At 73.0% G+C, this 24,579-nt stretch carries 21 protein-coding genes; 11 read left to right on the top strand and 10 right to left on the bottom strand.

Annotation, left to right across the window (positions count from 1 at the left end; all coding sequences use genetic code 11):
• Window positions 1-53 precede the first annotated feature (53 nt).
• The gene (locus ACFYYJ_RS21045; protein ID WP_385130745.1) at window positions 54-2,894 is read left to right on the top strand and encodes a DEAD/DEAH box helicase; all 2,841 of its coding nucleotides are present in this window, start codon (window positions 54-56) and stop codon (window positions 2,892-2,894) included.
• A gap of 90 nt (window positions 2,895-2,984) precedes the next feature.
• Window positions 2,985-3,638, top strand: a complete 654-nt coding sequence (locus tag ACFYYJ_RS21040; protein WP_385363502.1) for a helix-turn-helix domain-containing protein — start codon at window positions 2,985-2,987, stop codon at window positions 3,636-3,638.
• Here ACFYYJ_RS21040 and ACFYYJ_RS21035 read toward each other — a convergent pair.
• The 4 genes from ACFYYJ_RS21035 to ACFYYJ_RS21020 form a co-directional block, all read right to left on the bottom strand.
• Window positions 3,635-4,600 (bottom strand): RluA family pseudouridine synthase, encoded by a 966-nt coding sequence (locus tag ACFYYJ_RS21035; RefSeq protein ID WP_389134376.1) that lies wholly within the window; start codon window positions 4,598-4,600, stop codon window positions 3,635-3,637. The two genes, ACFYYJ_RS21040 and ACFYYJ_RS21035, sit on opposite strands and share 4 nt — an antisense overlap.
• Before the next feature lie 34 nt (window positions 4,601-4,634).
• Entirely contained in the window at window positions 4,635-6,167 is a 1,533-nt protein-coding gene (locus ACFYYJ_RS21030) for a serine hydrolase (protein WP_389134374.1), read from the bottom strand.
• Window positions 6,168-6,508: 341 nt separating this feature from the next.
• Complete coding sequence (locus ACFYYJ_RS21025) at window positions 6,509-7,348, bottom strand: siderophore-interacting protein (protein ID WP_389134372.1); 840 nt, start codon at window positions 7,346-7,348, stop codon at window positions 6,509-6,511.
• A 49-nt stretch (window positions 7,349-7,397) separates the two neighbouring features.
• Window positions 7,398-8,303, bottom strand: coding sequence for a 5'-3' exonuclease H3TH domain-containing protein (locus tag ACFYYJ_RS21020; protein WP_385363512.1), 906 nt, complete (start codon window positions 8,301-8,303; stop codon window positions 7,398-7,400).
• A 301-nt stretch (window positions 8,304-8,604) separates the two neighbouring features.
• Here ACFYYJ_RS21020 and ACFYYJ_RS21015 point away from each other — a divergent pair, with 301 nt between their 5' ends.
• Together ACFYYJ_RS21015 and ACFYYJ_RS21010 are read left to right on the top strand one after the other, a co-directional pair.
• A complete protein-coding gene (locus ACFYYJ_RS21015; protein ID WP_389134436.1) occupies window positions 8,605-9,153 on the top strand; it encodes a helix-turn-helix domain-containing protein in 549 nt (182 codons plus the stop codon).
• 5 nt (window positions 9,154-9,158) lie between these two features.
• Entirely contained in the window at window positions 9,159-9,878 is a 720-nt protein-coding gene (locus tag ACFYYJ_RS21010; protein WP_389134370.1) for a helical backbone metal receptor, read from the top strand.
• 16 nt (window positions 9,879-9,894) lie between these two features.
• Here ACFYYJ_RS21010 and ACFYYJ_RS21005 read toward each other — a convergent pair whose 3' ends face one another.
• On the bottom strand, window positions 9,895-11,022 hold the full coding sequence (locus ACFYYJ_RS21005; RefSeq protein ID WP_385363497.1) for a TDT family transporter: 1,128 nt from the start codon (window positions 11,020-11,022) through the stop codon (window positions 9,895-9,897).
• 70 nt (window positions 11,023-11,092) lie between these two features.
• Here ACFYYJ_RS21005 and ACFYYJ_RS21000 point away from each other — a divergent pair, with 70 nt between their 5' ends.
• A complete protein-coding gene (locus ACFYYJ_RS21000; protein WP_385128797.1) occupies window positions 11,093-12,016 on the top strand; it encodes a LysR family transcriptional regulator in 924 nt (307 codons plus the stop codon).
• Window positions 12,017-12,192: 176 nt separating this feature from the next.
• Here the strand turns inward: ACFYYJ_RS21000 and ACFYYJ_RS20995 are convergent, their stop codons facing one another.
• From ACFYYJ_RS20995 to ACFYYJ_RS20980, 4 genes are all read right to left on the bottom strand, one after another.
• The gene (locus ACFYYJ_RS20995) at window positions 12,193-13,002 is read right to left on the bottom strand and encodes a hypothetical protein (RefSeq protein WP_389134365.1); all 810 of its coding nucleotides are present in this window, start codon (window positions 13,000-13,002) and stop codon (window positions 12,193-12,195) included.
• A 91-nt stretch (window positions 13,003-13,093) separates the two neighbouring features.
• A complete protein-coding gene (locus tag ACFYYJ_RS20990; RefSeq protein ID WP_385128799.1) occupies window positions 13,094-13,813 on the bottom strand; it encodes a gamma-glutamyl-gamma-aminobutyrate hydrolase family protein in 720 nt (239 codons plus the stop codon).
• A gap of 63 nt (window positions 13,814-13,876) precedes the next feature.
• The gene (gene eat, locus ACFYYJ_RS20985; protein ID WP_389134361.1) at window positions 13,877-15,346 is read right to left on the bottom strand and encodes an ethanolamine permease; all 1,470 of its coding nucleotides are present in this window, start codon (window positions 15,344-15,346) and stop codon (window positions 13,877-13,879) included.
• 131 nt (window positions 15,347-15,477) lie between these two features.
• Window positions 15,478-16,224, bottom strand: coding sequence for a FadR/GntR family transcriptional regulator (locus tag ACFYYJ_RS20980; RefSeq protein ID WP_384582337.1), 747 nt, complete (start codon window positions 16,222-16,224; stop codon window positions 15,478-15,480).
• A 77-nt stretch (window positions 16,225-16,301) separates the two neighbouring features.
• Between ACFYYJ_RS20980 and ACFYYJ_RS20975 the strand changes: the two genes are divergently transcribed.
• From ACFYYJ_RS20975 to ACFYYJ_RS20960, 4 genes are all read left to right on the top strand, one after another.
• Window positions 16,302-17,666 (top strand): glutamine synthetase family protein, encoded by a 1,365-nt coding sequence (locus ACFYYJ_RS20975; protein ID WP_389134357.1) that lies wholly within the window; start codon window positions 16,302-16,304, stop codon window positions 17,664-17,666.
• Window positions 17,667-17,714: 48 nt separating this feature from the next.
• The gene (locus ACFYYJ_RS20970) at window positions 17,715-19,094 is read left to right on the top strand and encodes an aldehyde dehydrogenase family protein (RefSeq protein WP_385128803.1); all 1,380 of its coding nucleotides are present in this window, start codon (window positions 17,715-17,717) and stop codon (window positions 19,092-19,094) included.
• 5 nt (window positions 19,095-19,099) lie between these two features.
• The gene (locus ACFYYJ_RS20965; RefSeq protein WP_385128804.1) at window positions 19,100-19,894 is read left to right on the top strand and encodes a 3-oxoacyl-ACP reductase; all 795 of its coding nucleotides are present in this window, start codon (window positions 19,100-19,102) and stop codon (window positions 19,892-19,894) included.
• A gap of 84 nt (window positions 19,895-19,978) precedes the next feature.
• Entirely contained in the window at window positions 19,979-21,238 is a 1,260-nt protein-coding gene (locus tag ACFYYJ_RS20960) for a haloacid dehalogenase-like hydrolase (protein ID WP_389134353.1), read from the top strand.
• Window positions 21,239-21,272: 34 nt separating this feature from the next.
• On the opposite strand, the gene ACFYYJ_RS20955 is transcribed toward ACFYYJ_RS20960, so the two are convergent.
• Window positions 21,273-22,466 (bottom strand): amino acid deaminase/aldolase, encoded by a 1,194-nt coding sequence (locus ACFYYJ_RS20955; protein WP_389134351.1) that lies wholly within the window; start codon window positions 22,464-22,466, stop codon window positions 21,273-21,275.
• Window positions 22,467-22,595: 129 nt separating this feature from the next.
• Between ACFYYJ_RS20955 and ACFYYJ_RS20950 the strand changes: the two genes are divergently transcribed.
• Window positions 22,596-23,378 carry a hypothetical protein gene (locus tag ACFYYJ_RS20950; RefSeq protein WP_389134348.1) on the top strand — a complete coding sequence of 261 codons (783 nt, stop codon included), beginning with the start codon at window positions 22,596-22,598 and terminating at the stop codon, window positions 23,376-23,378.
• Window positions 23,375-24,568, top strand: a complete 1,194-nt coding sequence (gene mycP / locus ACFYYJ_RS20945; RefSeq protein WP_385365708.1) for a type VII secretion-associated serine protease mycosin — start codon at window positions 23,375-23,377, stop codon at window positions 24,566-24,568. The genes ACFYYJ_RS20950 and mycP overlap by 4 nt, the downstream gene beginning before the upstream one ends.
• Window positions 24,569-24,579 lie beyond the last annotated feature (11 nt).

Genomic DNA, 24,579 nt, shown 5'->3' with positions numbered 1-24,579 from the left:
CGTTTAAATGATCGCGACTGTTGTCAGAGCCGGCGGGTAGGCTCGATCCCAAGATGACCGAAGAACTCTCACCCGCCGAGCGGTACGCCGCTGCCCGGATCCGCGCCGCCGAAGAGGCCAGTGCGCTGCACCCCTTCCGCGAGATGTACGCATTCGATCTGGATCCGTACCAGGTCGAGGCCTGTAAGGCACTGGAGGCCGGCAAGGGCGTCCTGGTGGCCGCCCCGACCGGCTCGGGCAAGACGATCGTCGGCGAGTTCGCCGTGCACCTGGCCCTCCAACAGGGCCGCAAGTGCTTCTACACGACGCCGATCAAGGCCCTTTCGAACCAGAAGTACGCCGACCTCGTCAAGCGCTACGGCGCCGACAAGGTGGGCCTGTTGACCGGTGACAACAGCGTCAACTCCGAGGCGCCGGTGGTCGTGATGACCACCGAGGTGCTCCGCAACATGCTGTATGCGGGCTCGCAGTCGCTGCTGGGCCTGGGCTACGTCGTGATGGACGAGGTCCACTACCTCTCCGACCGGTTCCGCGGGGCCGTGTGGGAGGAAGTGATCATCCACCTCCCCGAGTCGGTGACCCTGGTGTCGCTGTCGGCGACCGTGTCCAACGCGGAGGAGTTCGGCGACTGGCTGGACACCGTGCGCGGCGACACCGAGGTGATCGTCTCCGAGGAGCGGCCCGTTCCGCTGTGGCAGCACGTCATGGCCGGCCGACGGATCTACGACCTGTTCGAGGAGGAGTCCGACCACGGCGGTCGCGGCTCCGCGCGCCGGGAGGTCAACCCCGACCTGCTGCGCATGGCGCGCGAGGAGAACAGCCGTACGTACAGTCCGAAGGACCGGCGGCGCGGAAAGATGGTCCGCGAGGCCGACCGCGAGCGCGAGCGGCGCTCCCGCGGCCGGATCTGGACCCCGTCCCGGCCCGAGGTCATCGCCCGTCTCGACGGGGACGGGCTGCTGCCCGCGATCAACTTCATCTTCAGCCGGGCCGGCTGCGAGGCGGCCGTCCAGCAGTGCCTGTACGCGGGGCTGCGGCTGAACGACGAGTCGGCGCGGCTGAAGGTGCGCGAGCTCGTCGAGGCGCGCACCGCGTCCATCCCGGCCGAGGACCTGCACGTCCTGGGCTATTACGAGTGGCTGGAGGGCCTGGAGCGGGGCATCGCCGCGCACCACGCGGGCATGCTGCCCACCTTCAAGGAGGTCGTGGAGGAACTGTTCGTCCGCGGGCTCGTCAAGGCCGTCTTCGCCACCGAGACCCTGGCGCTGGGCATCAACATGCCCGCGCGCACGGTGATCCTGGAGAAGCTCGTCAAGTGGAACGGCGAGCAGCACGCCGACATCACCCCCGGCGAGTACACGCAGCTGACCGGCCGGGCCGGGCGGCGCGGCATCGACGTCGAGGGTCACGCGGTGGTGCTGTGGCAGCGCGGCATGGACCCGGCGGGCCTGGCCGGGCTCGCGGGTACGCGTACGTATCCGCTGCGGTCCAGCTTCAAGCCGTCGTACAACATGGCGGTGAACCTGGTCAGCCAGTTCGGGCGGCACCGTTCGCGAGAGCTGCTGGAGACCTCCTTCGCGCAGTTCCAGGCGGACCGTTCGGTCGTCGGGATCTCCCGGCAGGTGCAGCGCAACGAGGAGGGCCTGGAGGGCTACCAGGAGGGCATGACCTGCCACCTGGGGAACTTCGAGGAGTACGCGCGGCTGCGCCGCGATCTGAAGGACCGTGAGACGGAGCTGGCCAAGCAGGGCGCGGCCCAGCGCCGTGCGCAGGCGGCCGGTTCGCTGGAGAAGCTCAAGCCGGGCGACATCATCCACGTGCCGACCGGCAAGTTCGCCGGGCTCGCGCTGGTCCTGGACCCGGGCGTGCCGGCCGGGCGGGTGCACGGGCACCGCGGGCAGGACTGGTCCGAGGGTCCGCGTCCGCTGGTGCTCACGGCGGAGCGGCAGGTCAAGCGGCTCGCCGCGATCGACTTCCCGGTGCCGGTCGAGGCCCTGGACCGGATGCGGATCCCGAAGACCTTCAACCAGCGTTCCCCGCAGTCCCGTCGGGACCTGGCGTCCCAACTGCGGAGCAAGGCCGGGCACATCACGCCGGAGCGGCGTACGCGCGGCCGTGCCGCCGCGGCGGACGACCGCGAGATCGCCCGGCTGCGGGCGGAGTTGCGGGCGCACCCCTGTCACGGCTGCGACGAGCGCGAGGACCACGCCCGCTGGGCGGAGCGGTACTGGCGGCTCAAGCGGGACACGCAGGCGCTGGAGCGGCGCATCGAGGGCCGGACGAACACCATCGCCCGCACCTTCGACCGGATCCACGCGCTGCTCACCGAACTGGACTACCTGCGCGAGGACGAGGTCACCGTGCACGGGCAGCGTCTGGCGCGGCTCTACGGGGAGCTCGACCTGCTGGCCTCGGAGTGCCTGCGCGCCGGGGTCTGGGAGGGGCTGAGCCCTGCCGAACTGGCCGCCTGCGTCTCGGCGTTGGTCTTCGAGGCGCGGCAGTCCGACGACGCGGTCGCGCCGAAGGTGCCGGGTGGTGCCGCGAAGGCGGCGCTGGGTGAGATGGTGCGGATCTGGGGTCGGCTCGACGCCCTGGAGGAGGAGCACCGCATCAACCAGGCGGAGGGCGTGGGCCAGCGCGAGCCGGACCTCGGTTTCGCGTGGGCGGCGTACCAGTGGGCTTCCGACAAGAGCCTGGACGAGGTGCTGCGCGAGGCTGAGATGCCGGCGGGCGACTTCGTGCGCTGGTGCAAGCAGGTCATCGACGTGCTCGGCCAGATCGCGGCGGCGGCCCCCTCGGCTTCCGGCGGGAGCGGGAGCACGGTGGCGAAGAATGCCCGTAAGGCCGTGGACGCGCTGTTGCGGGGTGTGGTGGCCTACAGCTCCGTAGGCTAAGCGGACTTGGAGGTTCCCCCAAGGGTGGGGCCGGCCTGATCTGTTCTCTTGCCATGATCGGATCGGCGTGCTGTGTGCGACGATCGGCCCATGAGTGGGGGATTGGCCGGGGGGCCTAAAAGGGTCGGTCGGCCGCGCGCCGACCAGGCGAGAACGGAAAGTGGCCGGCCGCCGCGCGAGGAACTCCTCAGTGCGGCGGCCGAGCTTTTCACCGCCAGAGGATATGCGGCGACGACCACGCGGGCGGTCGCCGAACGGGCCGGAATGCGCCAGGCCACGATGTACCACTACTTCGGCGGCAAGGAGGAACTCCTCGCCGAACTGCTGGAGTCCACGGTCGCGCCGTCGCTGGTACTGGCGCGGCGGCTGCTCGCCGAGGGTGAGCGGCCCGCGGCGCGCCGGCTGTGGGAGCTGTGTCGTTCCGACGTGCTGCTGCTGTGCGGCGGGCCGTACAACCTGGGGGCGCTGTACCTGCTGCCCGAGGTGGCCGGTTCGCGCTTCTCGCAGTTCCGCCGAATGCGCGACGAACTCAGGGACGCCTACCGGACGTTGCTCGACGGGACGTCAGTCGGGGACGAACTGGCCGGGAACAAGGCCGGGTTGGACCTGCGCAACGATCTCGTGTTCGGGCTCATCGAGGGCGTCATGCTGATACACCGGTCCGATCCGCAGCGGCCCGTGGCGGTCTTCGCGGAGGCCACCGCGGACGCGGCGCTGCGGATCGCGGGCGTCCGCTCCGGCTAGGCCGATCCGGTGCCGGCTTCCCAACCGGTCCGGTCGGTCCAGGCCTGGAGTTCGCGGGTGCTCTCGAAGCGGTGCGCGGTGCCGGTGACCGGGTCGGTGAATTCCAGGACCCGGGCCAGGAGCTGGAGCGGGCGGCGGTAGTCGTCCGGGGCGGGGTCCGTGACCCGCGGGTACACGGGATCGCCGAGGATGGGCAGGCCCAGGGCGTTCATGTGCACCCGCAGCTGGTGGGTGCGGCCGGTGTGCGGGGTCAGTCGGTAGCGGGCCAGGTCGCCCCGGGTGGCGGTGAGTTCGACGAGGCTCTCGGCGTTCGGCTCGCCCGGGACCTCGACCGCCGCGATGACCCCGCGGGTCTTCTCGATCCGGCTGCGGACCGTGCGGGGGAATTCCAGTGCCGGATCGTGGGCGGCGAGGGCCTCGTACTCCTTGTGCACCTCGCGCCGCTGGAACAGGAGCTGGTAGGCGCCGCGGTCCTCGGGCCGGATGCTGAACATGACCAGCCCGGCGGTCAGCCGGTCCAGCCGGTGCGCCGGGCTGAGCCCGGGCAGGTCCAGCTCCTCGCGGAGACGGGCCAGGGCGGTCTGCGTGATGTGGCTGCCGCGCGGGGTGGTCGCCAGGAAGTGCGGCTTGTCCACGACCAGCAGGTGCGGATCGCGGTGCACGACCCGTACGGCGAACGGCACGGCCGGCTCCGGCTCCATGTCCCGGTGGAACCACAGGTACCCCCCGGGCTCGTACGGGTCCCGCGCGCCCAGGACCCGTCCGCCGGGGCCGAGGACCCGGCCGGCGGCCAGCAGGTGCGCCATGGAGTCCGCGCCGCGCGTGCCGGCGTACCGCGCGGTCAGGTAGGCGCCGAGATCGGGCCACCGCCCTTCCGGGTCGGCGGGCAGCCGCAGGCGCACCGGGTCGATTCCGGCGCGCTGGGGGAGGGGCGAGGGCGGTGCCTGGGCTTTGCGTCTCATCGGGGACAGGCTATGCGGGAGGGCAGCGCGTCCCTCACCGCCGGGTGAAGGTGCCGAGGTGGTTCGCGTCCAGGTACTCGACGCGGAGGGTGCCGTCGGAGAAGAAGACCCCGGTGCGGCCGACCGCGTTCTCGCCCGCCGTGACGAAGCTGAAGGTGTCGCCGTCGTAGTGCGTGAGCCGGTAGCGCTGGGGCTTCGGGCCGAGGGCGAGGGTGAGCGCGCCGGAGTCGTCGGCGGTGACGGTGGCCTTGCCGTAGTACGGGTTGTCGTAGGTGCCGGTGTACGCGGCGCTGTCCTGGGCCGGCTTCGCTCCCGAGGGCGGGTGGGCGTAGTCGGTGGGGGAGCGGAGCGCGAAGTCCCCCTGCTCGTACACGGCCGCCAGCAGGGGGAGCCAGTCGGTGGTGGCCTTGCCGTGCTCGGCGAAGTCGAAGAAGTCCAGGGCTACGGCGTCGGCGACGCCGACCGGGGCGCCGTTGGTGAGGACGACGATGCCGAGCTGCTCCAGCGGGAGCATGGTGACGTTGGTGTTCGCGCCGAGTTCGAAGGCGCCGGAGTGGCTCAGGCGCAGCCGGCCCGCGTCGTCGTAGGAGACGTTCCAGCCCAAGCCGTAGAAGCCGGTGTGGTTCGCGGGCGGGGTGGGAGGCTGGGAGAGGATCTGCGGGAGGTGGGTGGCGGCGAGGTTGTCGGCGGGGATGATGCGCTTGCCGTCGAGGGTGCCGCCGGCGAGCTGGAGGCGCAGCCAGCGGGACATGTCGCGGGCGGAGGAGCTCACACCGCCGGCCGGTGCCTGGGCGTCGGGGTTGCGGACGTAGCGCGGGCTCCAGGTGCCGTCGGGGTTCTTCACGTGGGTGGCGGCGTGGTTCGGGGCTTGCTCGAACGCGGAGAACTCGGTGCTGGTGCTGGTCATTCCGGCGGGCTTGAAGAGGACGTCGTCGGAGAGCTTCTGCCAGCTGGTGCCCTTGGTGCGGGCGACTGCCTCGGCGGCGGCGGTGAGTCCGAAATTGGTGTAGGCGTAGCTCGCGCGGAACGGGGTGAGGGGTTCGAGGCGGAGGTGGTCGAGGATGTACGCCTGGTCGTAGCCGAGGTCTTCGAGGAGGTCGCCCGCGTGGTCGGGGAGGCCGCTGCGGTGGGAGAACAGGTCGGCGGTCGTCACGTGGTCGGAGACCCAGGGGTCCTTGAGGGCGAACCCGGGGAGGGTCGTGTGGCGGCCCCACTCGCCGGGATCGGCGAGGGCGCCGGCGACGACGGAGGAGGAGATCGGCTTGGAGACGGAGGCGACCTGGAAGACCGTGTCCGGGTCGACCTTGGCGGTCTCATCGGTGCGGCGGAGGCCGAATCCCTTGATGTAGACGGCCTTGTCGTCGTGGACGACGGCCACCGATACGCCGGGGACGCCGGTGCGGCGCATCAGGTCCGTGACGGTCTGGTCGAGGTGGGCGACTGCGTCGTCGACGGCCTCGTCGCTGATCTGCGGTTTGGGGGGCGGGGGTGGGCTGGGTGCGGTGGCTGCTCCCGTCGCCAGGAGTATGGCGGCCCCTGCCGCCCCGACTGCGCGGAGCGTACGCATGGGGTCATTGTCGCGCCGGTCCGCCGTTGCCGCGCGCGGTGGCTGTGCGGGCGCGGCGCCGTTGCCGGGGCCCCGCCACGGACCCCGCTCCTCAATCGCCGGCGGGGCTGGATACGGGCGCGGCGCCGTTGCCGGGGGCGCTGCCCCCGGACCCCCGCGCCTCAATCGCCGGCGGGGCTGGATGTGGCCGGCGTCGGCCTTCAACTTCAGCCTCGCCGGCGTTTGAGGCGCCGCCGGAGGCAAACCAGCCCCTCCGGTGTTTGAGGAGCGGGGCCGGGGGCGGAGCCCCCGGCAGGGGCGGGTGGCCGGGCCGGGTTGTTACGGTGGCCGCGCCGGAGGCGTCAGGCCGCTGCGGCGTGTTCCTGTTCGGCTTCCACCGCCGCGTTCCAGTCGCGCTTGATCGCGCGCCAGCCCTCGTCCGTCTCGCCCAGGCGCCAGTAGCCCGAGATCGACAGGCGTTCGCGCGGGATGCCGCGTTCCAGGCGCAGCAGGTGGCGGAGTTCCTTGACGAAGCCCGCCTCGCCGTGGACGAAGGCGTGGACGTCGGCGGACGGGAAGTCCAGGGCCCTGACGGCCTCGACCAGCGCCGTGCCGATCGGGCGGTCGCCGCGGTGGATCCAGACCGGGGCGATGCCGTCCGGGGTGGTGATCCTCTGCTCGTCGGCCGGGCCCTCGACCTCCACGAAGGCGTGCACCCGCGCGCCCGCCGGCATCCGCTCCATCGCCGCCGCGATGGCGGGCAGGGCGCTCTCGTCGCCCACCAGGAGGTGCCAGTCGGCCTCCGGAGTCGGGGCGTAGGCGCCGCCCGGGCCCAGGAACCGTACGGGTTCACCGGGCCGGGCCCGCTCCGCCCAGGGGCCGGCCAGGCCCTCGTCGCCGTGGACGACGAAGTCGAGGGTCAGCTCCTGCCGCTCCGGGTCCCAGCGGCGCACGGTGTACGCGCGCTGGCGCGGCCACTGGTCGCGCGGGTATTCGCCGCGGATCCGCTCCAGGTCCCACGGCTCGGGGTAGGTCACCCCCTGCGGGGGGAAGAGGAGTTTGACGTAGTGGTCGGTGAACTCGCCCGCGCCGAAGCCTTCGAGGCCCTCACCGCCCAACACGACCCGCACCATGTGCGGCGTCAGCCGCTCGGTGCGTACGACGGCTGCGGTGCCGACGGTGCGGGCGCGTCCTTGTGCCACGGTGTCTCCCCTGACTCCCCAGAAACTTAGCCTTACCTAAGTTAGCACCTCAGACGTGCAATGCGCCGCTCAGGCGGGAAACCGCACCTCCCAAGCCCCACCGATGGGCCAGCGCCTCCACCAGTTCGGGCTGTGCGGGCGCCTTCGGGAGGGCCGGGTCGAAGGCCGGGAGCGGGACGTCGGAGGCGACCTTGACCACCTTGGGGGCCACGGCCAGGTACGGCCGGGATTCGTCCAGGCGCTTGCGCTGGGTGGGGGTCAGCTTCGACTTCGGGTCGTCGATCGCGGCGATGATCCCGGCGAGGTCCCCGTAGGCGTCGAGCAGCTTGGCGGCCGTCTTCTCGCCGATGCCCGGTACGCCCGGCAGGCCGTCGCTCGGGTCCCCGCGCAGCAGCGCCAGGTCCGCGTAGCCGGGGCCGTCGACCCCGTACTTCTCGCGCAGCCACGCCTCGTCGGTCACCTGGAGGGTGCCCACGCCCTTGAGGGGGTACAGCACCCGCCGCTGCCGGGCATCGTCGACGAGCTGGTAGAGGTCGCGGTCGCCCGTGACGATGTCCACCGGGCCGCTAGCGCGGGCCGTTAGGGTGCCGATCACGTCGTCCGCCTCGTACCCGGCGACGCCCACCCGGGCGATGCCGAAGGCGTCCAGCGCGGTCTCGATGATGGGGACCTGCGGAGCGAGGGTGTCCGGGGTCTCTTCGAGGTCGGGGCCGCTCTCGGTCTCCTCGGCGACGCGGTGGGCCTTGTAGGAGGGAATCAGTTCGACCCGCCAGTGCGGCCGCCAGTCGGCGTCCATGCACGCCACCAGGTCGTCGGGGCGGTGGTCCTGGACCAGCCGGCCGATGAAGTCGAGCAGTCCGCGGACGGCGTTGACGGGGGTGCCGTCGGGGGCCTTCACGGAGTCCGGCACACCGAAGTACGCGCGGTAGTAGAGGGAGGCGGTGTCCAGGAGCATCAGGCGTCGTGTCGTCGTCACGGTGACGATGATGCCGCAACGCGGCCGTTGGGCCGGGCGGGAGTTCCCGCCACGGAAGGTGAACGAGCGCGCACCCGGTGCGTACGGGAATCCCGAGCACGCGAAACCGGGGGCGGATGCTGCGTAAGGTGCTTACAGCACACCGATGTGCGACGGACAAGGGGAGGGCAGCCCCGACATGAACGACAGGGACGGCAAGGGCGACCACGGCGGCGGGCTCGACGGGATCGACCACGACGCCGACAAGGACCCCGAAAAGGACGGCAAGGAACCGCTCCGCGTGGGCGTGGCCGTGCGCAAGCGGCGCCGCGCGCTGAGCCTGACGCTGGCGGCCGTGTCCGCGCGCAGCGGTCTGTCGGTGCCCTTCCTCAGCCAGATAGAGAACGAGCGGGCCCGGCCCAGCATGCGGTCCCTGGAGCGGGTCGCGGACGCGCTGGAGACCACCGCCGTCGAGCTGCTGGCCGCCTCCGACACCGCCCGTACGGTGGACCTCGTACGGGCCGGGGACGAATCGGGTCTCAGCCCGGTGCCGGGCGTGCGGCCCCTGGTGCGCGGTCACCACCAGCTGCACGCGCTGGAGTTCACCGGGGACCAGGACGCGGGGCGCGAGTACCAGCACCGCAACGACGAGCTGATGTACGTGGTCGAAGGCGCCTGCCAGGTGGAGGCCGAGGGGCGGGCGTACCGGCTGGAGAGCGGCGACGCGCTGTTCCTGTCGGGAGGCGTGCGCCACCGCTGGCGGGCCGTCACCGAGGACACCCGGATCCTGGTGGTCGCGGTCGGGGAGCACATCCACGCCACGTCCGAGCCGCCGGCCCCCGGACGCTGAGCGGCGTGCGCAGGGTCGTCTCGCTGGTCCCGTCGCTGACGGAGGCGGTCGCGGTGAGTGCGCCGGGACTGCTGGTCGGGGTCACCGACTGGTGCACGCACCCCGCCGAGCTGGGCGGTGCGGTGCGGATCGGCGGGACGAAGAACCCGGACGTGCCGGCGATCGTACGGCTGCGCCCGGACCTGGTGATCGCCAACGAGGAGGAGAACCGGGCCCCCGACCTGGCGGCCCTGCGCGCCGCTGGTGTGGAGGTGCTGGTCACCGAGGTACGGGGGCTGCCGCAGGCCTTCCGGGAGCTGGACCGGGTGCTGGTGGGGGCGCTGGGACTGGCGAGGCCGGGGTGGTTGGCGGACGCGGAGCGGGCCTGGGCCCGGGTGGAGCCGGCCGGGCCGCGCGACGCCTTCGTGCTGGTGTGGCGGCGGCCGTGGATGGTGCTCGGCCGGGACACCTTCGCGGGGGACCTGCTGGGGCGCCTCGGCGTGCGCAACGTGTACGACCGGCACGCGGAGCGGTATCCCCGGGTGCCGGTGGAGGAGCTCGCGGCCGCCGGCTGCGATCTGGTGGTGCTGCCCGACGAGCCGTACCGCTTCACGGCGGACGACGGTCCGGAGGCCTTCCCCGGTCTCCCGGCCGCCCTGGTCAGCGGACGCCACCTGACCTGGTACGGACCCTCCCTGGCCGAGGCCCCCGCGGTACTGGCGGGGGCGCTGCGGGCCGCTCGTTAGCGGGGATCGGCGGGGATCAGCGGGGAGCGGCGAGGAGGCGGCCGGTGGTCAGGCCGCGCAGGGTGTGCGCGGCGGCCAGGAGCCAGGCGGTCAGCAGGGCCAGGAAGAGGGCCGCGGCGAGCCAGGCGAAGGCGGTCAGACCGGTGTGCCGGGCCAGGCCCGCGGCGCCGGTGACGCAGGTGCCGACGGGGAAGGTCAGGGCCCACCAGGTCATCGCGAAGCCCATGCCCTCGCGGGCCGCCCGGACCAGCATCGCCACCGAGAGGGCCAGCCACAGCAGGGCGAATCCCATCACGGGCACCCCGTAGACCACGGCGAAGGCACCGAGCGCCCCGGCGTAGGGGGCGCCGATCGACTGGGGGGCCACGTCGGCGAGCTGGTTCACGGCGGTGGTGGACTGGCCGAGGGGGCCGAGGACCAGGAAGAGGGTCGGGGTCAGGGCCAGGGGGAGGGGGCCGCCCACGATCAGCCGGCCGAAGACCAGGGGCAGCATCAGCAGGGTGGCGAGCAGGCTGACGCCGAACATCGCGTAGCAGGCGAGCAGCAGGGTCTCGCGGGGCTGACCGGCGGGCAGGTGGGGTATCAGCAGGGGGCCGAGGGCCGCCGAGACCATGGGGGCCACGAGGGGCAGCAGCCAGACGGGGGTGGCCTGCCCGGGCTCGACCTTGTGCCGGACCACCATCAGGTAGGGCACGGCCACGGCGGCGAACAGGCCGATCGCGGTCCCGGCGGTGAAGAGCACGGTGTCCACGGCGACGGCCGCGCCGGTCCCGATGAGGTCCTTGCCGACGATGAGGGTGCCGCCGCCGACGGCCAGCAGGGCCATCGAGAGGCAGCCGTAGAAGGGGGCGACGGCGGGGTCGAGGAGATGGGCGCGGGCCTGGTCGCGGTGGTGGAGCCAATGGCCGGCCCGGGCCGTGAGCAGCACGGCGAGGGCCACGGCGGACAGCGCCCAGACGATCTGGCAGGCCACGCGCTGACCGGGGAGCTGGTACGGGAGGGTCGCGCCGGCGTTGGCGATGATCGCCGTGCCCATGACGGAGGCGTACCAGTTGGGGCCGAGGTGCCGCAGCGCGGGGGCCTTGTGGGCGCGGGGCGCGGGCTCGGTGGCGAGGGTGCGGGGTCGCACGGTGGTGGTGGCCATGGATCCAGCATCGGCGCAGGTGGGAGCGGGTGGCAGAGGTCATCTCGTTATCAGGCCATAAACTGATGTTATGGGTGAAGAGGAGTGGGTGCCGCTCGCGCACCGGGTGCCGGATCTGGGCGCCCTGGAGCTGCTGCTCGCGGTCGCGCGCGTCGGGAGCCTGAGCGGGGCGGCGCGCCGGCTGGGCATCACGCAGCCGGCGGCCAGCAGTCGGATCCGGGCGATGGAGAGCCGGCTCGGGGTGGCACTGGTCGACCGCTCCCCGCGGGGGTCGACGCTGACGGCGGAGGGCGCGCTGGTCACTGACTGGGCCCGGCAGGTGGTGGAGGCGGCGGAGGCCTTCGACGCCGGCGCGCAGGCGCTGCGCGGGCGGCGTGACTCGCGGCTGCGGGTGGCGGCCAGCATGACCATCGCCGAGTACCTGTTGCCGGGGTGGCTGATCGCGCTGCGCGGCCAGCGTCCGGACACGGCGGTGTCCCTGCACGCGGGGAACTCCGCGGTGGTCGCCCAGCGGGTCCTCGCGCACGAGGCGGACCTCGGGTTCGTGGAGGGGCTCACGGTGCCGGACGGGCTGGACTCGGCGGTGATCGCGCAGGACCGTCTCGTGGTCGCGGTGGCGCCGGGGCACGCGTGGGCGCGGCGGGCACGGCCGGTGGAGGCGGCGGAACTGGCGGCCGCGGCGCTGATCCTGCGCGAGCGGGGTTCGGGAACCCGGCAGGTGCTGGATGCCGCGCTGGCCTCGGCCGGGGGGCTCGCGGCGCCGCTGCTCGAACTGGCGTCGACCACCGCGGTGAAGGCGGCGGCGCTGAGCGGGGCGGGGCCGTGCGTGCTGTCGGAACTGGCCGTGCGGGATGAGCTCGCGGCGCGGCGGTTGGTGGAGGTGCCGGTGGCGGGGGCCGCGCTCGGCCGTGCCCTGCGGGCGGTGTGGCCTACGGGGGCGCGGCCGGCGGGGCCTGCGCGTGATCTGCTGTCGTTGACGCGGCGGCCTGTCTAGAGGCGGCCTGGGCGAGGTGGGCGGGTGCGGCGCCGTTGCCGGGGGCGCTGCCCCCGGACCCCCGCGCCTCAAACGCCGGCGGGGCTGGATTTACCCCGGCCGGGGGCCTCAAACGAGGGCGCGGCTGTATTGCCCCGGCGGGGGCTCAGACGACGGCGGGGCTGCATTCGACGGATCTATCCGGCGGGGTCTGAGGTGCGTGCTCCGAGGGTTTTCGTCAGGAGGGAGCCCGCGATGATCAGGGCCGCGCCCAGCCACCACATGTTGTCGAAGATCAGTACCGCGATCCCGATCGGTACCAGCAGGCCCGCCAGTGGCAGCGCCAGGCCGGCCCAGGGCGTCGGGCCGGGGCCCTCCCCGGCGGCCTCGCGGGCCGCGCGGGCGCGGACGACGTCCGGGTACCAGACGGTGAACTTCAGGGCGGCGACGATCGCGAGGATCTGGATGATCCAGCCGGTCCAGATGTTGTTCGGGTTGTGCAGGACGAGGTCCCCGTAGGCGCCCGCGGCGGCCGCCACCAGGAACGCGGCGCCCCACGCGCCCGTGATCATGTAGTTGGTGCGCAGGAAGGTCGGGCTGTGCCAGATCGACGGGTCCACCTGCTCGCGGGCGTACTGGAGCGTGAACGGCATCCGCACGGCCATCGAGCCGAAGGCGATCACGGCCAGGGAGATGTTGGCGACCTCCCCGGCGTACGTCTCCAGCCAGCGCCGGGTGCCCTCGCTCGCCAGGAGTCCGAGGACGGCCATCGCGGCGAAGAACACCACGTCGGCGAGTTCCAGCAGCTTCCAGGACGTGCCGCGGTTGACCAGGCGGCTCACCACGATCAGCGCGACGGCCGAGGCCAGAGCCAGCCCGACCGCGAGCTCGAACCGTCCCGGGCCGACCAGCAGCGAGAAGATGATCCACGGTGCCATCCCGACGATCGGGTTCTCCAGGAACTCCGACACCCGCCCGGATACCGCGCCGTTCGTCTCGGTCCGCATCCTTCCAGCCTGCGCGCCCGGCGGGCGGCCGGCCAATCGGGCACCGGACCGCCGCCGCCGGGGCGCGGGGCGGGGAGTCAGCCCACGGGGGTCAGCCCACGGGGACCGCGGTGCGGACGGAGGCCAGGACGGAGGCCGCCTCGACGAGGGCGGACATCACCCTGGTGTCCGTGTCCCGCTCCGGGTGCCACTGGACGCCCACCACCCACCCCTCGGGGCCGGGCAGTTCGATCGCCTCCACCGTGCCGTCCAGCGCGTACGCGGAGGCGACCAGGCCGCTGCCCAGGCGGTCGACGGCCTGGTGGTGGTAGGTCGGGACCTGGGCCTCCTCCGGGACCAGCTCCGCGTACCGGGTGCCCGGGACCGGGCGGACCGGGTGCCAGGAGGTGACGCCGGGGGTGTCGACGTGGCCGTCGATGTGCTGGATCAGCGTGCCGCCGAGGGCCACGTTCAGCGCCTGCATGCCCCGGCAGATGCCCAGCAGCGGGGTGCCCGATTCGAGCGCCGCCGCGATCAGCGAGAGTTCCCACTGGTCGCGGACGGTGGCCGGGGCGCCGGTGCGCGGGTCGCGCGCCGCTCCGTAGCGGGCCGGGTCCACGTCCGGGCCGCCCGCGACGACCAGGCCGTCCACCCGGCTCAGCACCTCCGCCGCCGACGCGGGTTCGTCCGGCGGGAGCAGCACGGCCGCGCCGCCCGCCGCCTGGACGAGCTCGTAGTACCCGGACGGTACGAGGGACGTCGGGAGGTCCCACACCCCGTAGCGGGTGGATTCCTCGACGTAGGTGGTGATGCCGATGAGCGGCCTGGGCACGTTCGATACCTCCGGACGGGCGTGGAGCGGGGGGTTGGGGAAGGGCGGGACGAAGGCAGGATTTCAGTCGCGGGTCAGTTCCGCCTCGGCTTCCGCCAGAGCCGCGAACTCCTCCTCGGGGGCCGAGGCCACGAGGTGGTGCCGACTGTAGAACGCGAAGTAGGCCAGGGCGACGGCGTACACGGCCAGCGCGATGAATGCCGCGTCCTTGTCCACCAGGAAGGTGGCGACCAGGGCCGAGAGGGCGAGTACGAAGGCCACCGAGGAGGTCAGCACCCCGCCGGGGGTGCGGTAGGGCCGCTCCAGGCCGGGCTCGCGGCGGCGCAGCACGATGTGGGAGAGGGCCATCAGGGCGTAGGAGATCGTCGCGCCGAAGACCGCGATGTTGAGCATCCGCGCACCGTTGCCGGTGGCCGCGGCGAGGGCGAAGCCGATCGCGCCGGGGATGACCAGACCCAGGTAGGGGGCCTTGCGCTTGGAGGTCAGGGACAGGAAGCGGGGCAGGTAGCCGGCCCGGGAGAGGGCGAAGAGCTGGCGCGAGCCCGCGTAGATGAGGGAGAAGAAGGAGGCCACGAGGCCGGCGAGGCCCGCGTAGTTCACGAAGCGGCTCAGCGCGGTCGGGCCGCCGTCCCCTTCCAGAGCCACCACCAGGGGGTTTCCGGCGGTCTTGACGGCGTCCGCGCCCTGCGCGCCGGTCGCGGCGAAGAAGGTGATCAGGGCCAGCAGGGCGAGGACGCCCATGGAGATGGCGAGCGCCCTGGGCATGGAGCGGACGGGGTCCTTGGCCTCCTCGGCCGCGAGCGGTACGCCTTCCACACCGAGGAAGAACCACATGCCGAAGGGGAACGCGGCCCAGATGCCGAGGACGCCCAGCGGCAGCCAGGAGTTGGAGCCGAAGGCCTGCGGGTCGACGGGGATGTCGTTCAGGCCGTCGGCGCTGAACTCGGTGAAGGCGCCGATCGCGAAGATCAGCAGGGCGGCCACGGCGACCGCGGTCACGACGAGGCTGAAGCGCAGCGCCTCGCCGACGCCCCACAGGTGTACGCCGATGAAGATCACGAAGCAGCCGAGGTAGACGGGCCAGCCCGAGGTCAGGCCGAAGAGGCCGAGGGACTCCACGTAGTCGCCGATGAAGATGACGATCGCCGCCGGGGCCAGGATGTACTCGATGAGGATCGCGGTGCCGGTGAGGAACCCGCCCCAGGGGCCCAGCGCGCGGCGGGCGAATCCGTAGCCGCCGCCCGCCGTCGGCAGGATGGTGGACAGCTCGGCGAGGGAGAAGACCAGGCAGGCGTACATCGCGCCCATCAGGACGGTGGCGATGGCGAGGCCGCCGAAGCCGCCCTTGTCGAGGCCGACGTTCCAGCCGGAGAAGTCCCCGGAGACGACGTACGCGACGCCGAGGCCGGTCAGGAGCAGCCAGCCGGCGCTGCCGCGGCGCAGCGTGCGGCGCTCCAGGTAGTCGTCCCCGGCGCCGGGGGAGTCGGGGGTTCCGGGCACGGCTTTCAGCCGTGCCGCGACGTCGTCGGCCATCGTGCGCTCCTGCCTGCGGGCGTTGCTGCAATGGTTTTGCTGCGTACCTTTGCCGTAGGAGAGTGGAGTGCGCAAGACCTCTGCGTTAAACGGGAGTTACGAAGCCCTCTCCGGCGCCCTCTCCGACCGGGTCACGCGAGGAACCCGCGGAGCAGCGCGGCCGTGCCGCAGCAGTGCTCGCGCATGGTCTCGCGCGCCCCGGCGGCATCCCGGTCCAGCACGGATTCCACCAGCGCGGTGTGCTGCTGCTGGGAGTGCTCCAGGTTCCGCACGAGCAGGGGGATGCAGTCCAGCAGGTCGTTGACCGTGGCCCGGACGGCCGCGTACTGGGCCGTCAGGGTCGCGGAGCCGGCCAGTTCGCACAGGGTGAGGTGGAAGAGGGTGTCCTGGCGGCGGTAGTCGGCGAGCGGGGCGTCGTGGGTGGCGGCCAGCGCCCCGAGGAGCCGGTCGGTGGCCTCCTCGGTCAGCCCCTGGGAGGCGCACAGCCCGGCCGCCCCCACCTCCAGGACCTCCCGGAAGCGCAGTACGTCCTCGATGTCCACGCCCGCGACACGCCGGCGCAGCTCCTCCTCGGCGCCGCCCGCGGGGGTGTCGGGGCGCGGCAGCACAAACGTTCCGCCGTACCGGCCGCGCCGGGCCTCCACGAGCCCCTGGTCCTGGAGGACCTTCAGGACCTCGCGCAGCGTGACCCGGCTGATTCCCATCCGCTCCGCCAACTCGCGCTCGGGCGGCAGTCGTTCGCCGCCGGAGACCAGGCCGAGCCGGACCACCTGGAGGATCTGCTCCAGGGCCTCCTCGAAACCGTTGCCCGCCCGCACCTGTCGCAGCACGGGATCCAGCCGCCGCGCGGCGTCCCCTTCGCTCGCCGTGTCGGTCATCTTGGCTCCTCCCCTTCCCAAGCAATGGTTCTGTTCAATACCTTAGGCGCACTCGGCTCACCGAAGGAGAGAATCCAGTGGTAGACCGCAAGCCGCCGCTCGCGCCGGAGGAGCTCCGTGCCCTCGTCGCCAGCGGTGAGATCGACACAGTCGTCCTGGCCTTCCCCGACATGCAGGGGCGGCTCCAGGGCAAGCGGTTCGCCGCACAGTTCTTCCTCGACGAGGTCCTCGCGCACGGCACCGAGGGGTGCAACTACCTGCTCGCCGTCGACACCGACATGAACACCGTCGACGGCTACGAGATGTCCTCCTGGGACCGGGGCTACGGCGACTTCGCCATGCACCCCGACCTCGCCACCCTGCGCCGCATCCCCTGGAACCCGGGCTCCGCCTTCGTCCTGGCCGACCTCGCCTGGAACGACGGCTCGCCCGTCGTCGCCGCGCCCCGGCAGATCCTGCGCCGCCAGCTGGAGCGCCTCGCCGACCTCGGCTACACGGCGATGGTCGGCACCGAGCTGGAGTTCATGGTCTTCAAGGACACCTACGAGCAGGCCTGGGACGCGGGCTACCGCGGCCTGACCCCCGCCAACCAGTACAACATCGACTACTCCGTCCTCGGGACCGGACGCATCGAACCCCTGCTGCGCCGCATCCGGGGCGAGATGCAGGCCGCGGGCCTGGTCGTCGAGTCCGCGAAGGGCGAGTGCAACCTCGGCCAGCACGAGATCGCCTTCCGCTACGACGAGGCGCTGACCACCTGCGACCAGCACTCCGTCTACAAGACCGGGGCCAAGGAGATCGCCTCCCAGGAAGGCGTCTCGCTCACCTTCATGGCCAAGTTCGACGAGCGCGAGGGCAACTCCTGCCACATCCACCTCTCGCTCAACGACACCGACGGACGCAACGCCATGGCCGGAGACGGGCCGGGGGGAATGTCACCGGTGATGCGGCACTTCCTGGCCGGCCAGCTGGCCGCGCTGCGCGACTTCTCCCTTCTCTACGCCCCCAACATCAATTCGTACAAGCGTTTCCGGCCCGGATCCTTCGCGCCCACCGCGGTCGCCTGGGGGGTCGACAACCGGACCTGCGCGCTCCGCGTGGTCGGCCACGGCCGCTCCATGCGCTTCGAGAACCGCCTCCCCGGCGGCGACGTCAACCCGTACCTCGCCGTCGCCGGCCTGGTCGCGGCCGGGCTCTACGGCATCGAGAACCGGCTGGAACTCCCCGAGGTGTGCGCCGGCAACGCCTACACCGCCGACTACGCGCACGTCCCCACGACCCTGCGCGAGGCCGCCGAGCTCTGGGAGAACAGCGAGATCGCCAAGGCCGCCTTCGGCCCCGAAGTGGTCGCCCACTACCGCAACATGGCCCGCGTCGAACTCGACGCCTACGACTCCGCGGTGACCGACTGGGAGCTGCGCCGCTCCTTCGAACGCCTGTAGCCGCAGCACGCCACCGCACGCCACCGAACCGAAACTGTGAGGCACCACGTGTCCGATGTGCTGGCCCCCCTCGACCTAGAGGTCTTGAATCCGGCCACCGAGGAAACCGTCGCCATCGTCCCGGCCGCCACACGGGACGATGTCGACGCCGCCGTCGCCCGGGCCGCCGCGGCCCAGCGCGCCTGGGCGGCGGCCGCCCCCGCGGACCGAGCCCGGCTGCTGCGCCGCTTCGCCGCGGTCGTCGACGCGAACATCGAGGAACTGGCCCTGCTGGAGGTCCGCGAAGCCGGCCACACCATCGGCAACGCCCGCTGGGAGGCCGGCAACGTACGCGACCTGCTCGACTTCGCCGCCGGGGGAGTGGAACGCCTCTCCGGTCGCCAGATCCCCGTCGCCGGCGGCATCGACGTCACCTTCCTCGAACCCCTCGGTGTGATCGGGGTGATCGCCCCCTGGAACTTCCCCATGCCGATCGCCGCCTGGGCCCTGGCACCCGCCCTCGCCGCGGGGAACGCCGTCATCCTCAAGCCCGCCGAGACCACCCCCCTCACGGCGCTGCGCCTCGCCGAACTCGCCCTCGAAGCCGGGATCCCCGAGCACCTCTTCCAGGTGCTCCCCGGCCGCGGAGCGGTCGCGGGCGACGCGCTCGTCGAACACCCCGGCGTCGCCAAGATCGTCTTCACCGGCTCCACCCGCGTCGGCAAGCAGATCATGGCCAAGTGCGCCGACCGGGTGAAGCGCGTCACCCTCGAACTCGGCGGCAAGAGCCCCAACATCGTCTTCGCCGACGCCGACCTGGAAGCCGCGGCCGCCGCCGCTCCGATGGCCTTCCTCGACAACACCGGCCAGGACTGCTGCGCCCGCACCCGGATCCTCGTACAGCGCTCCGCCTACGACCGGTTCCTGGAACTCCTCGCCCCCGGCATCGAGTCCGTCCTCGTCGGCGACCCCCTCGACGAGAAGACCCAGATGGGTCCGCTCATCTCCCGCGCCCAACTGGAGCGCGTCCGCTCCTACGTCACCGGCGACCTCACCACCATCCGCGGCAAGGCCCCCGAGGGCCCCGGCTTCTGGTACCCGCCGACCCTCGTCACGGACGTCGCCCCCACGGCGCCCGTGGCCGCCGAGGAGGTCTTCGGCCCGGTGGCCGTCGTCCTGCCCTTCGAGGACGAGGAGGACGCCGTACACCTGGCCAACGCGACCGAGTACGGCCTCTCCGGCTCCCTCTGGACCCGCGACATCGGCCGCGCCCTGCGCGTCTCGCGCGCCGTCGCCGCGGGCAACCTGTCCGTCAACTCCCACAGCAGCGTCCGCTATTGGACCCCCTTCGGCGGCTACAAGCAGTCCGGACTCGGCCGCGAGCTCGGACCCGACGCCCTCACCGCTTTCACCGAGACCAAGAACGTCTTCATCAGCACGGAGGCCTGAAGCACATGAGCACTGAAGCGACCGAAGAGATCGTCTGCCGCCGTCTGGTCGGCCGCACCGCCGTCATCACCGGAGCCGGCAGCGGCATCGGCCTCGCCACCGCCCGCCGCCTGGCCTCCGAGGGCGCCAACGTCGTCTGCGGCGACATCGACGAGACCGCCGGCAAGGCCGCGGCCGAAGAGGTCGGCGGCACCTTCGTCAAGGTCGACGTCACCGACCCCGAGGAGGTCGAGGCCCTCTTCAAGACCGCCTTCGACACCTACGGCTCCGTCGACATCGCCTTCAACAACGCGGGCATCTCGCCCCCGGACGACGACTCGATCCTCACCACCGGCCTGGAGGCCTGGAAGCGGGTCCAGGACGTCAACCTCACCTCCGTCTACCTCTGCTGCAAGGCCGCCCTGCCCTACATGCAGCGCCAGGGCCGCGGCTCCATCATCAACACCGCCTCCTTCGTGGCCATCATGGGCGCCGCCACCTCCCAGATCTCCTACACCGCCTCCAAGGGCGGCGTCCTGGCCATGTCGCGCGAGCTCGGCGTGCAGTTCGCCCGCGAGGGCATCCGCGTCAACGCCCTGTGCCCGGGGCCCGTCAACACCCCGCTCCTCCAGGAACTGTTCGCCAAGGACCCCGAGCGCGCGGCCCGCCGCCTCGTGCACATCCCGCTCGGCCGCTTCGCCGAACCCACCGAGATCGCCGCCGCCGTCGCCTTCCTCGCCAGCGACGACTCCTCCTTCATCAACGCCACCGACTTCCTCGTCGACGGCGGCATCTCCGGCGCGTACGTCACCCCGCTGTAGACCGCACCCTCCCACCGGCCCTCCCCAGCCGGGCGCCCCGCCAGGCGCCCGGCTGTGTCGTATCCCCACCCCCCGAGGAGCAGCATGCGCAGGAACAGAACCGCCACCCTCGCCCTCGTCGCGGCCACCGGCGCCGGACTCCTCCTGGCCGCGCCGGCCCGGGCGGACCAGAGCTCCTGCCGACGGGCGGTCGTCGGACCCGGCTGGTACGGGGACAACCAGGCCCGCCTCCAACAACTCGTCGACCGCTACGGCGACTGCGGCGCAGGACGGCACAAGCCGGTGGCCGTCTTCGACTGGGACAACACCGTCGTCAAGAACGACGTCGGCGACGCGACCATGTACTGGCTCCTGCGCAACGGGAAGATCCGCCGCCCGGCCGACTGGTCCGCCACCAGTCGCTTCCTGACCCCCGCGGCCGCCACCGCCCTCGCCGAGGCCTGCGGCTCCCTCGCCCGCCCCGGAGAGCCGCTGCCCACCGGGACCCCGGAGGGGGCGGGCTGCGCCGACGAGATGAACGCCGTCTACGGCACCGCCGCGACCCGCACCGGCGCCGCCGCCTTCGCGGGCTGGGACCGTCGCACCACCGAGCCCTCGTACTCCTGGCTGGCCCAGCTGACGCAGGGATGGACGGCCCGCGACGTACGCGGCTTCGCCGCCGCCGCCCGCACCGAGAACCTCGCGGCCCCCATCGGCGCCACCCAGCAGGTCGGCACGGGCACCGCCACCGGCTGGGTCCGCTACTACGACCAGCAGAAGGACCTGATCAACACCCTGCGCAGGGCCGGCTTCGACGTCTGGATCAGCTCGGCCTCCCCGCAGCCGGTCGTCGAGGTCTGGGCCAAGGGCGTGGGCATCGACGCGGACCACGTCATCGGCATCCGCAACACCACCACCCGAGGCGGGAAGCTCACCTCCCGCCTCCAGGGCTGCGGATCCGTCCCGGACGGCGCCGACACGATGATCACGTACATCGACGGCAAGCGCTGCTGGATCAACGAGGAGATCTTCGGCGTGCGCGGCGCGGCCGCCGAGAAGGTCCAGCCGCCCGCCCGCCGCCAGGTGTTCGCCGCCGGCGACTCCGACACCGACGTCTCGTTCCTGCGCGACGCGACCGCCCTGCGCCTCGTCCTCAACCGCAACAAGAACGAGCTCATGTGCCGCGCCTACGAGAACGGCGACGGCCGCTGGATCGTCAACCCCATGTTCATCGAACCCAAGAAGCAGAAGACCGCGCCCTACCCGTGCGCGACGACCGGCTACGTCGACCACGACGGCACCAAGGGCCCGGTCCTGCGCCCCGACGCGAGCGTCGTCCCGGACCAGACGGACTCCGTCTACTGACGGGGCGACCGGTCGACCGGTCGCCCCGGCCCGCCTACAGGAAGGTCTTCCCCTCGCCCCGGTACGTCGGCGCGCTGCCCGTCACCCGGTCGCCCTCGACGAAGTGCAGGGTGTCGAACCGCTCGCACAGCTCGCCGGCCTTCGCGTGCCGGAACCAGACCCGGTCGCCGATCAGCAGGTCGTCGGCCGGGCTGCCGAGCAGCGGGGTCTGGACCTCCCCGGCGCCCTCCTGGGGGTCGTAGCGCAGCCCCTGCGGCAGGTACGGCACCGGCGAGCGGTCGGCTCCGGCCGCGCCCGAGGCCGGGTACCCGCCCCCGAGGACGGTCACCACGCCCACCCCGGGCCGCCGGACCACCGGCTGCGCGAACAGTGCCGCCGGACGCCCGCTGAACGTCGTGTAGTTGTCGAACAGCCTCGGCAGGTACAGCCCAGACCCGGCGGCGATCTCGGTGACCGCGTCCTCAGCCGCCGTCTCGGCGACGCTGCCCGTCCCGCCCCCGTTGACGAACTCCAGGTCCGGCACCACGGCCCGGACGGCCCGCACCACCGCCGCCCGGCGCGCCGCCAGCTCCTTGCGGGCCGCGCCCTGCATCAGCCGGATCGCGCGCGAACGCACCGGCCGGCCGACCAGCGAGTCCCCGACCCCGGCGACGTGGCCCTCGTACGCCATCAGCCCGACCACGCGGAACCCGGGCCGTTCGGCCACCACCCGCGCCAGCTCGGCCAGTTGCGCGGGATCCCGCAGCGGCGAGCGCCGCGCCCCGACCCGGACCCGCCCGCCGAACAGGTGCAGCGCCGTGTCGAGTTCGAGGCAGACGCGGATCTCCTCGGAGCCGCCGTCCCGAGCCCGGTCGATGAGCTCCAGCTGCGCCGGATCGTCCACCATCACCGTCACGGCGCCGGCCAGCTTGGCGTCCCCGGCCAGCTCCCCGAACCCGGCCCGGTCCACGGACGGATAGGCGAGCAGCACGTCCTCGAAGCCCGCCCGGGCCAGCCAGATCGACTCCGCCAGGGTGTACGACATGATCCCGGCGAACCCGGGCCGCGCCAGCACGCGTTCCAGCAGCGCGCGGCACCGTACGGACTTGCTGGCCACGCGCACCGGCTTCCCGCCCGCCCGGCGAACCAGGTCGTCGGCGTTGGCGTCGAACGCGTCGAGATCCACGATGGCCAGCGGCGCGTCGAGATGCGCGGTCGCCCGGTCGTACCGGGCCCGGTCGGAAGACATGGCGGCAGCTTGCCAGAGGTCTCTACCGGTGGGTAGGGGTCTTGGCGCCTCCGGCGGACCGGGGGCGGCGTACGCACCCCGTAAAGTAGCGGGCAGGCAGCCGTACGGAACGGGGGGCGGAGCCGCCGGATGACCACGACGACACCGCGGAGCGCGGTCACGGCCGAGCCCGACCCGGACCGGCCCCCGCCCGCCCCGCCCCGCCGCAGCCCCGCACGGGTGCTGGCCGCGGCGGTGTGCGCGACCCTCGGCACCGGCCTCCTCGCCGGAGCCGGCCTCACCTTCTGGTCCGAGCACCGCGCCACGCACCACGCGCCCTCCGCCGACGCCGCCTACGGCAAGGCCCGTTCGCTGTGGCACTCCAGTCCCGTGGACGACCTCCTGCCACCCGTCCTCGCCGGCCCCGCGGCCGGACCCGGCGGCGCCGACCGCAGCTGGACCCGTACCGCTCTGGCCCCCGACGCCGACTGTCCGGTCGCGCTCTCCTCCGAGTGGCAGCACCTGCTGGCCGCCACCGGCTGCACCCGTGTGCTCCGCGCCACCTACACCGACGCCACCGGCAGCTCCCTGATCACCGTCGGCCTGGTCTTCACCCCGGCCGACGCCCCCGCGATGGCCGCGCTCACGGGGCGGTTCACCGCCCCGCCCGCCTACGGCTTCGCCGACGCACAACGCGCCGCCTGGACCGCGTCCGTGCTCCCCGACGCCCCCGTCGTGCTCTACACGGTGTCCGCCTTCGCCGACGGCCGCCACCTGGAAGCGCCCCTGCCCGCCGAGGACCTGATGAAGAAGGACGCCACGAGCCCCGCCGCCCGGGCCGGCCTCGGCCACGAGGCCACCGGCCTCGCCGGTCGCGTCGCGGCCGCCGTACGCACCATGAGCAGCCCGCCCACCCCGGCGCAGACCCGATGAGCGCGGCCGGCCGTACGGTCGCCGTCGCGCTCGCCACCCTCCTCGCGACCGGCGCCGGCGCGCCCACCGCCGCAGCGGACACCATCCGGGACCGCGAATGGGGCCTGCTGGCGCTGCGCGCCGAGGAGGCCTGGGGCACCACCCGCGGCGACGGGGTCACCGTCGCCGTCCTCGACACCGGCGTCGACGACTCCCACCCCGACCTCGCGGGCCAGGTCCGGGAGGGCACCGACCTCGTCGGCATGGGCGCCGGCCGGGGCGACCGCGCCTGGGCCCGCCACGGCACCGCGATGGCGAGCATCATCGCCGGCCACGGCCACGGCCCCAACCGGGGCCAGGGCGTCCTCGGCGTCGCCCCGCAGGCCAAGATCCTGCCGGTCCGGGTGATCCTGGAGGAGGGGGACCCGGGCCGCGCCCAGGCCCGCGAGTCCAAGGGCGGCGCCCTCGCCGAGGGGATCCGCTGGGCCGCCGACCACGGCGCCGACGTGATCAACCTGTCCCTCGGCGACGACAGCGACTCCGCCCACCACGAGGCGGGCGAGGACGAGGCCGTCCAGTACGCGCTCTCCAAGGGCGTGGTCGTCGTCGCCTCGGCGGGCAACGGCGGCGAGAGCGGCGACCGCGTCTCCTATCCGGCCGCCTACCCGGGCGTGATCGCGGTGACCGCCGTCGACCGGCGCGGCAGGAAGGCCAAGTTCTCCACCCGGAACTGGTACGCGACCGTCAGCGCCCCCGGCGTGGACGTGGTCATCGCCGACCCGGACCGTTCCTACTACGAGGGCTGGGGCACCAGTGCCGCGGCGGCCTTCGTCTCCGGCGCCGTGGCACTGATCCGGGCCGCCCACCCGGAACTGTCCCCGGCGCAGATCAAGCGGCTGCTGGAGGAGACCGCCTCGGACTCGCCGGCCGGCGGGCGCGACGACTCGCGCGGCCACGGGATGGTGGACCCGGCCGCCGCCCTGCAGAAGGCGGAGTCGATGCGCCCGCAGCCCCCGGTGCCCACCCCGGTCCCGGCCGGGCGGACCTACTTCGGCGCCGGCCCCGACCCGGTCCGCCCGCCCGAGCGCGCGGCCCGGCTCGGCGCCCCGGCCGCGGCGGCCCTGGGCGCGGCGCTGCTCGCGCTGGCCTGCGTACTGGCCCGCCGCCCGCGCGGGGGCACCCGGGGGCGGGACGAGCTCTCCGCACAGTAGGGTCGGACCGA

The sequence above is a fragment of the Streptomyces sp. NPDC002467 genome, from assembly GCF_042889825.1.
GTDB lineage: Bacteria > Actinomycetota > Actinomycetes > Streptomycetales > Streptomycetaceae > Streptomyces.
This window is presented reverse-complemented; position numbering and strand designations above follow the sequence as displayed.

Excerpts from the sequence above, each read along its gene's own strand:
- ACFYYJ_RS21045 (WP_385130745.1), top strand. The coding sequence starts at position 54 with ATGACCGAAGAACTCTCACCCGCCGAGCGGTACGCCGCTGCCCGGATC.
- ACFYYJ_RS21040 (WP_385363502.1), top strand. The coding sequence starts at position 2,985 with ATGAGTGGGGGATTGGCCGGGGGGCCTAAAAGGGTCGGTCGGCCGCGC.
- ACFYYJ_RS21035 (WP_389134376.1), bottom strand. The coding sequence starts at position 4,600 with ATGAGACGCAAAGCCCAGGCACCGCCCTCGCCCCTCCCCCAGCGCGCC.
- ACFYYJ_RS21030 (WP_389134374.1), bottom strand. The coding sequence starts at position 6,167 with ATGCGTACGCTCCGCGCAGTCGGGGCGGCAGGGGCCGCCATACTCCTG.
- ACFYYJ_RS21020 (WP_385363512.1), bottom strand. The coding sequence starts at position 8,303 with ATGCTCCTGGACACCGCCTCCCTCTACTACCGCGCGTACTTCGGTGTG.
- ACFYYJ_RS21005 (WP_385363497.1), bottom strand. The coding sequence starts at position 11,022 with ATGGCCACCACCACCGTGCGACCCCGCACCCTCGCCACCGAGCCCGCG.
- ACFYYJ_RS21000 (WP_385128797.1), top strand. The coding sequence starts at position 11,093 with ATGGGTGAAGAGGAGTGGGTGCCGCTCGCGCACCGGGTGCCGGATCTG.
- ACFYYJ_RS20995 (WP_389134365.1), bottom strand. The coding sequence starts at position 13,002 with ATGCGGACCGAGACGAACGGCGCGGTATCCGGGCGGGTGTCGGAGTTC.
- eat (WP_389134361.1), bottom strand. The coding sequence starts at position 15,346 with ATGGCCGACGACGTCGCGGCACGGCTGAAAGCCGTGCCCGGAACCCCC.
- ACFYYJ_RS20980 (WP_384582337.1), bottom strand. The coding sequence starts at position 16,224 with ATGACCGACACGGCGAGCGAAGGGGACGCCGCGCGGCGGCTGGATCCC.
- ACFYYJ_RS20965 (WP_385128804.1), top strand. The coding sequence starts at position 19,100 with ATGAGCACTGAAGCGACCGAAGAGATCGTCTGCCGCCGTCTGGTCGGC.
- ACFYYJ_RS20960 (WP_389134353.1), top strand. The coding sequence starts at position 19,979 with ATGCGCAGGAACAGAACCGCCACCCTCGCCCTCGTCGCGGCCACCGGC.
- ACFYYJ_RS20955 (WP_389134351.1), bottom strand. The coding sequence starts at position 22,466 with ATGTCTTCCGACCGGGCCCGGTACGACCGGGCGACCGCGCATCTCGAC.
- ACFYYJ_RS20950 (WP_389134348.1), top strand. The coding sequence starts at position 22,596 with ATGACCACGACGACACCGCGGAGCGCGGTCACGGCCGAGCCCGACCCG.
- mycP (WP_385365708.1), top strand. The coding sequence starts at position 23,375 with ATGAGCGCGGCCGGCCGTACGGTCGCCGTCGCGCTCGCCACCCTCCTC.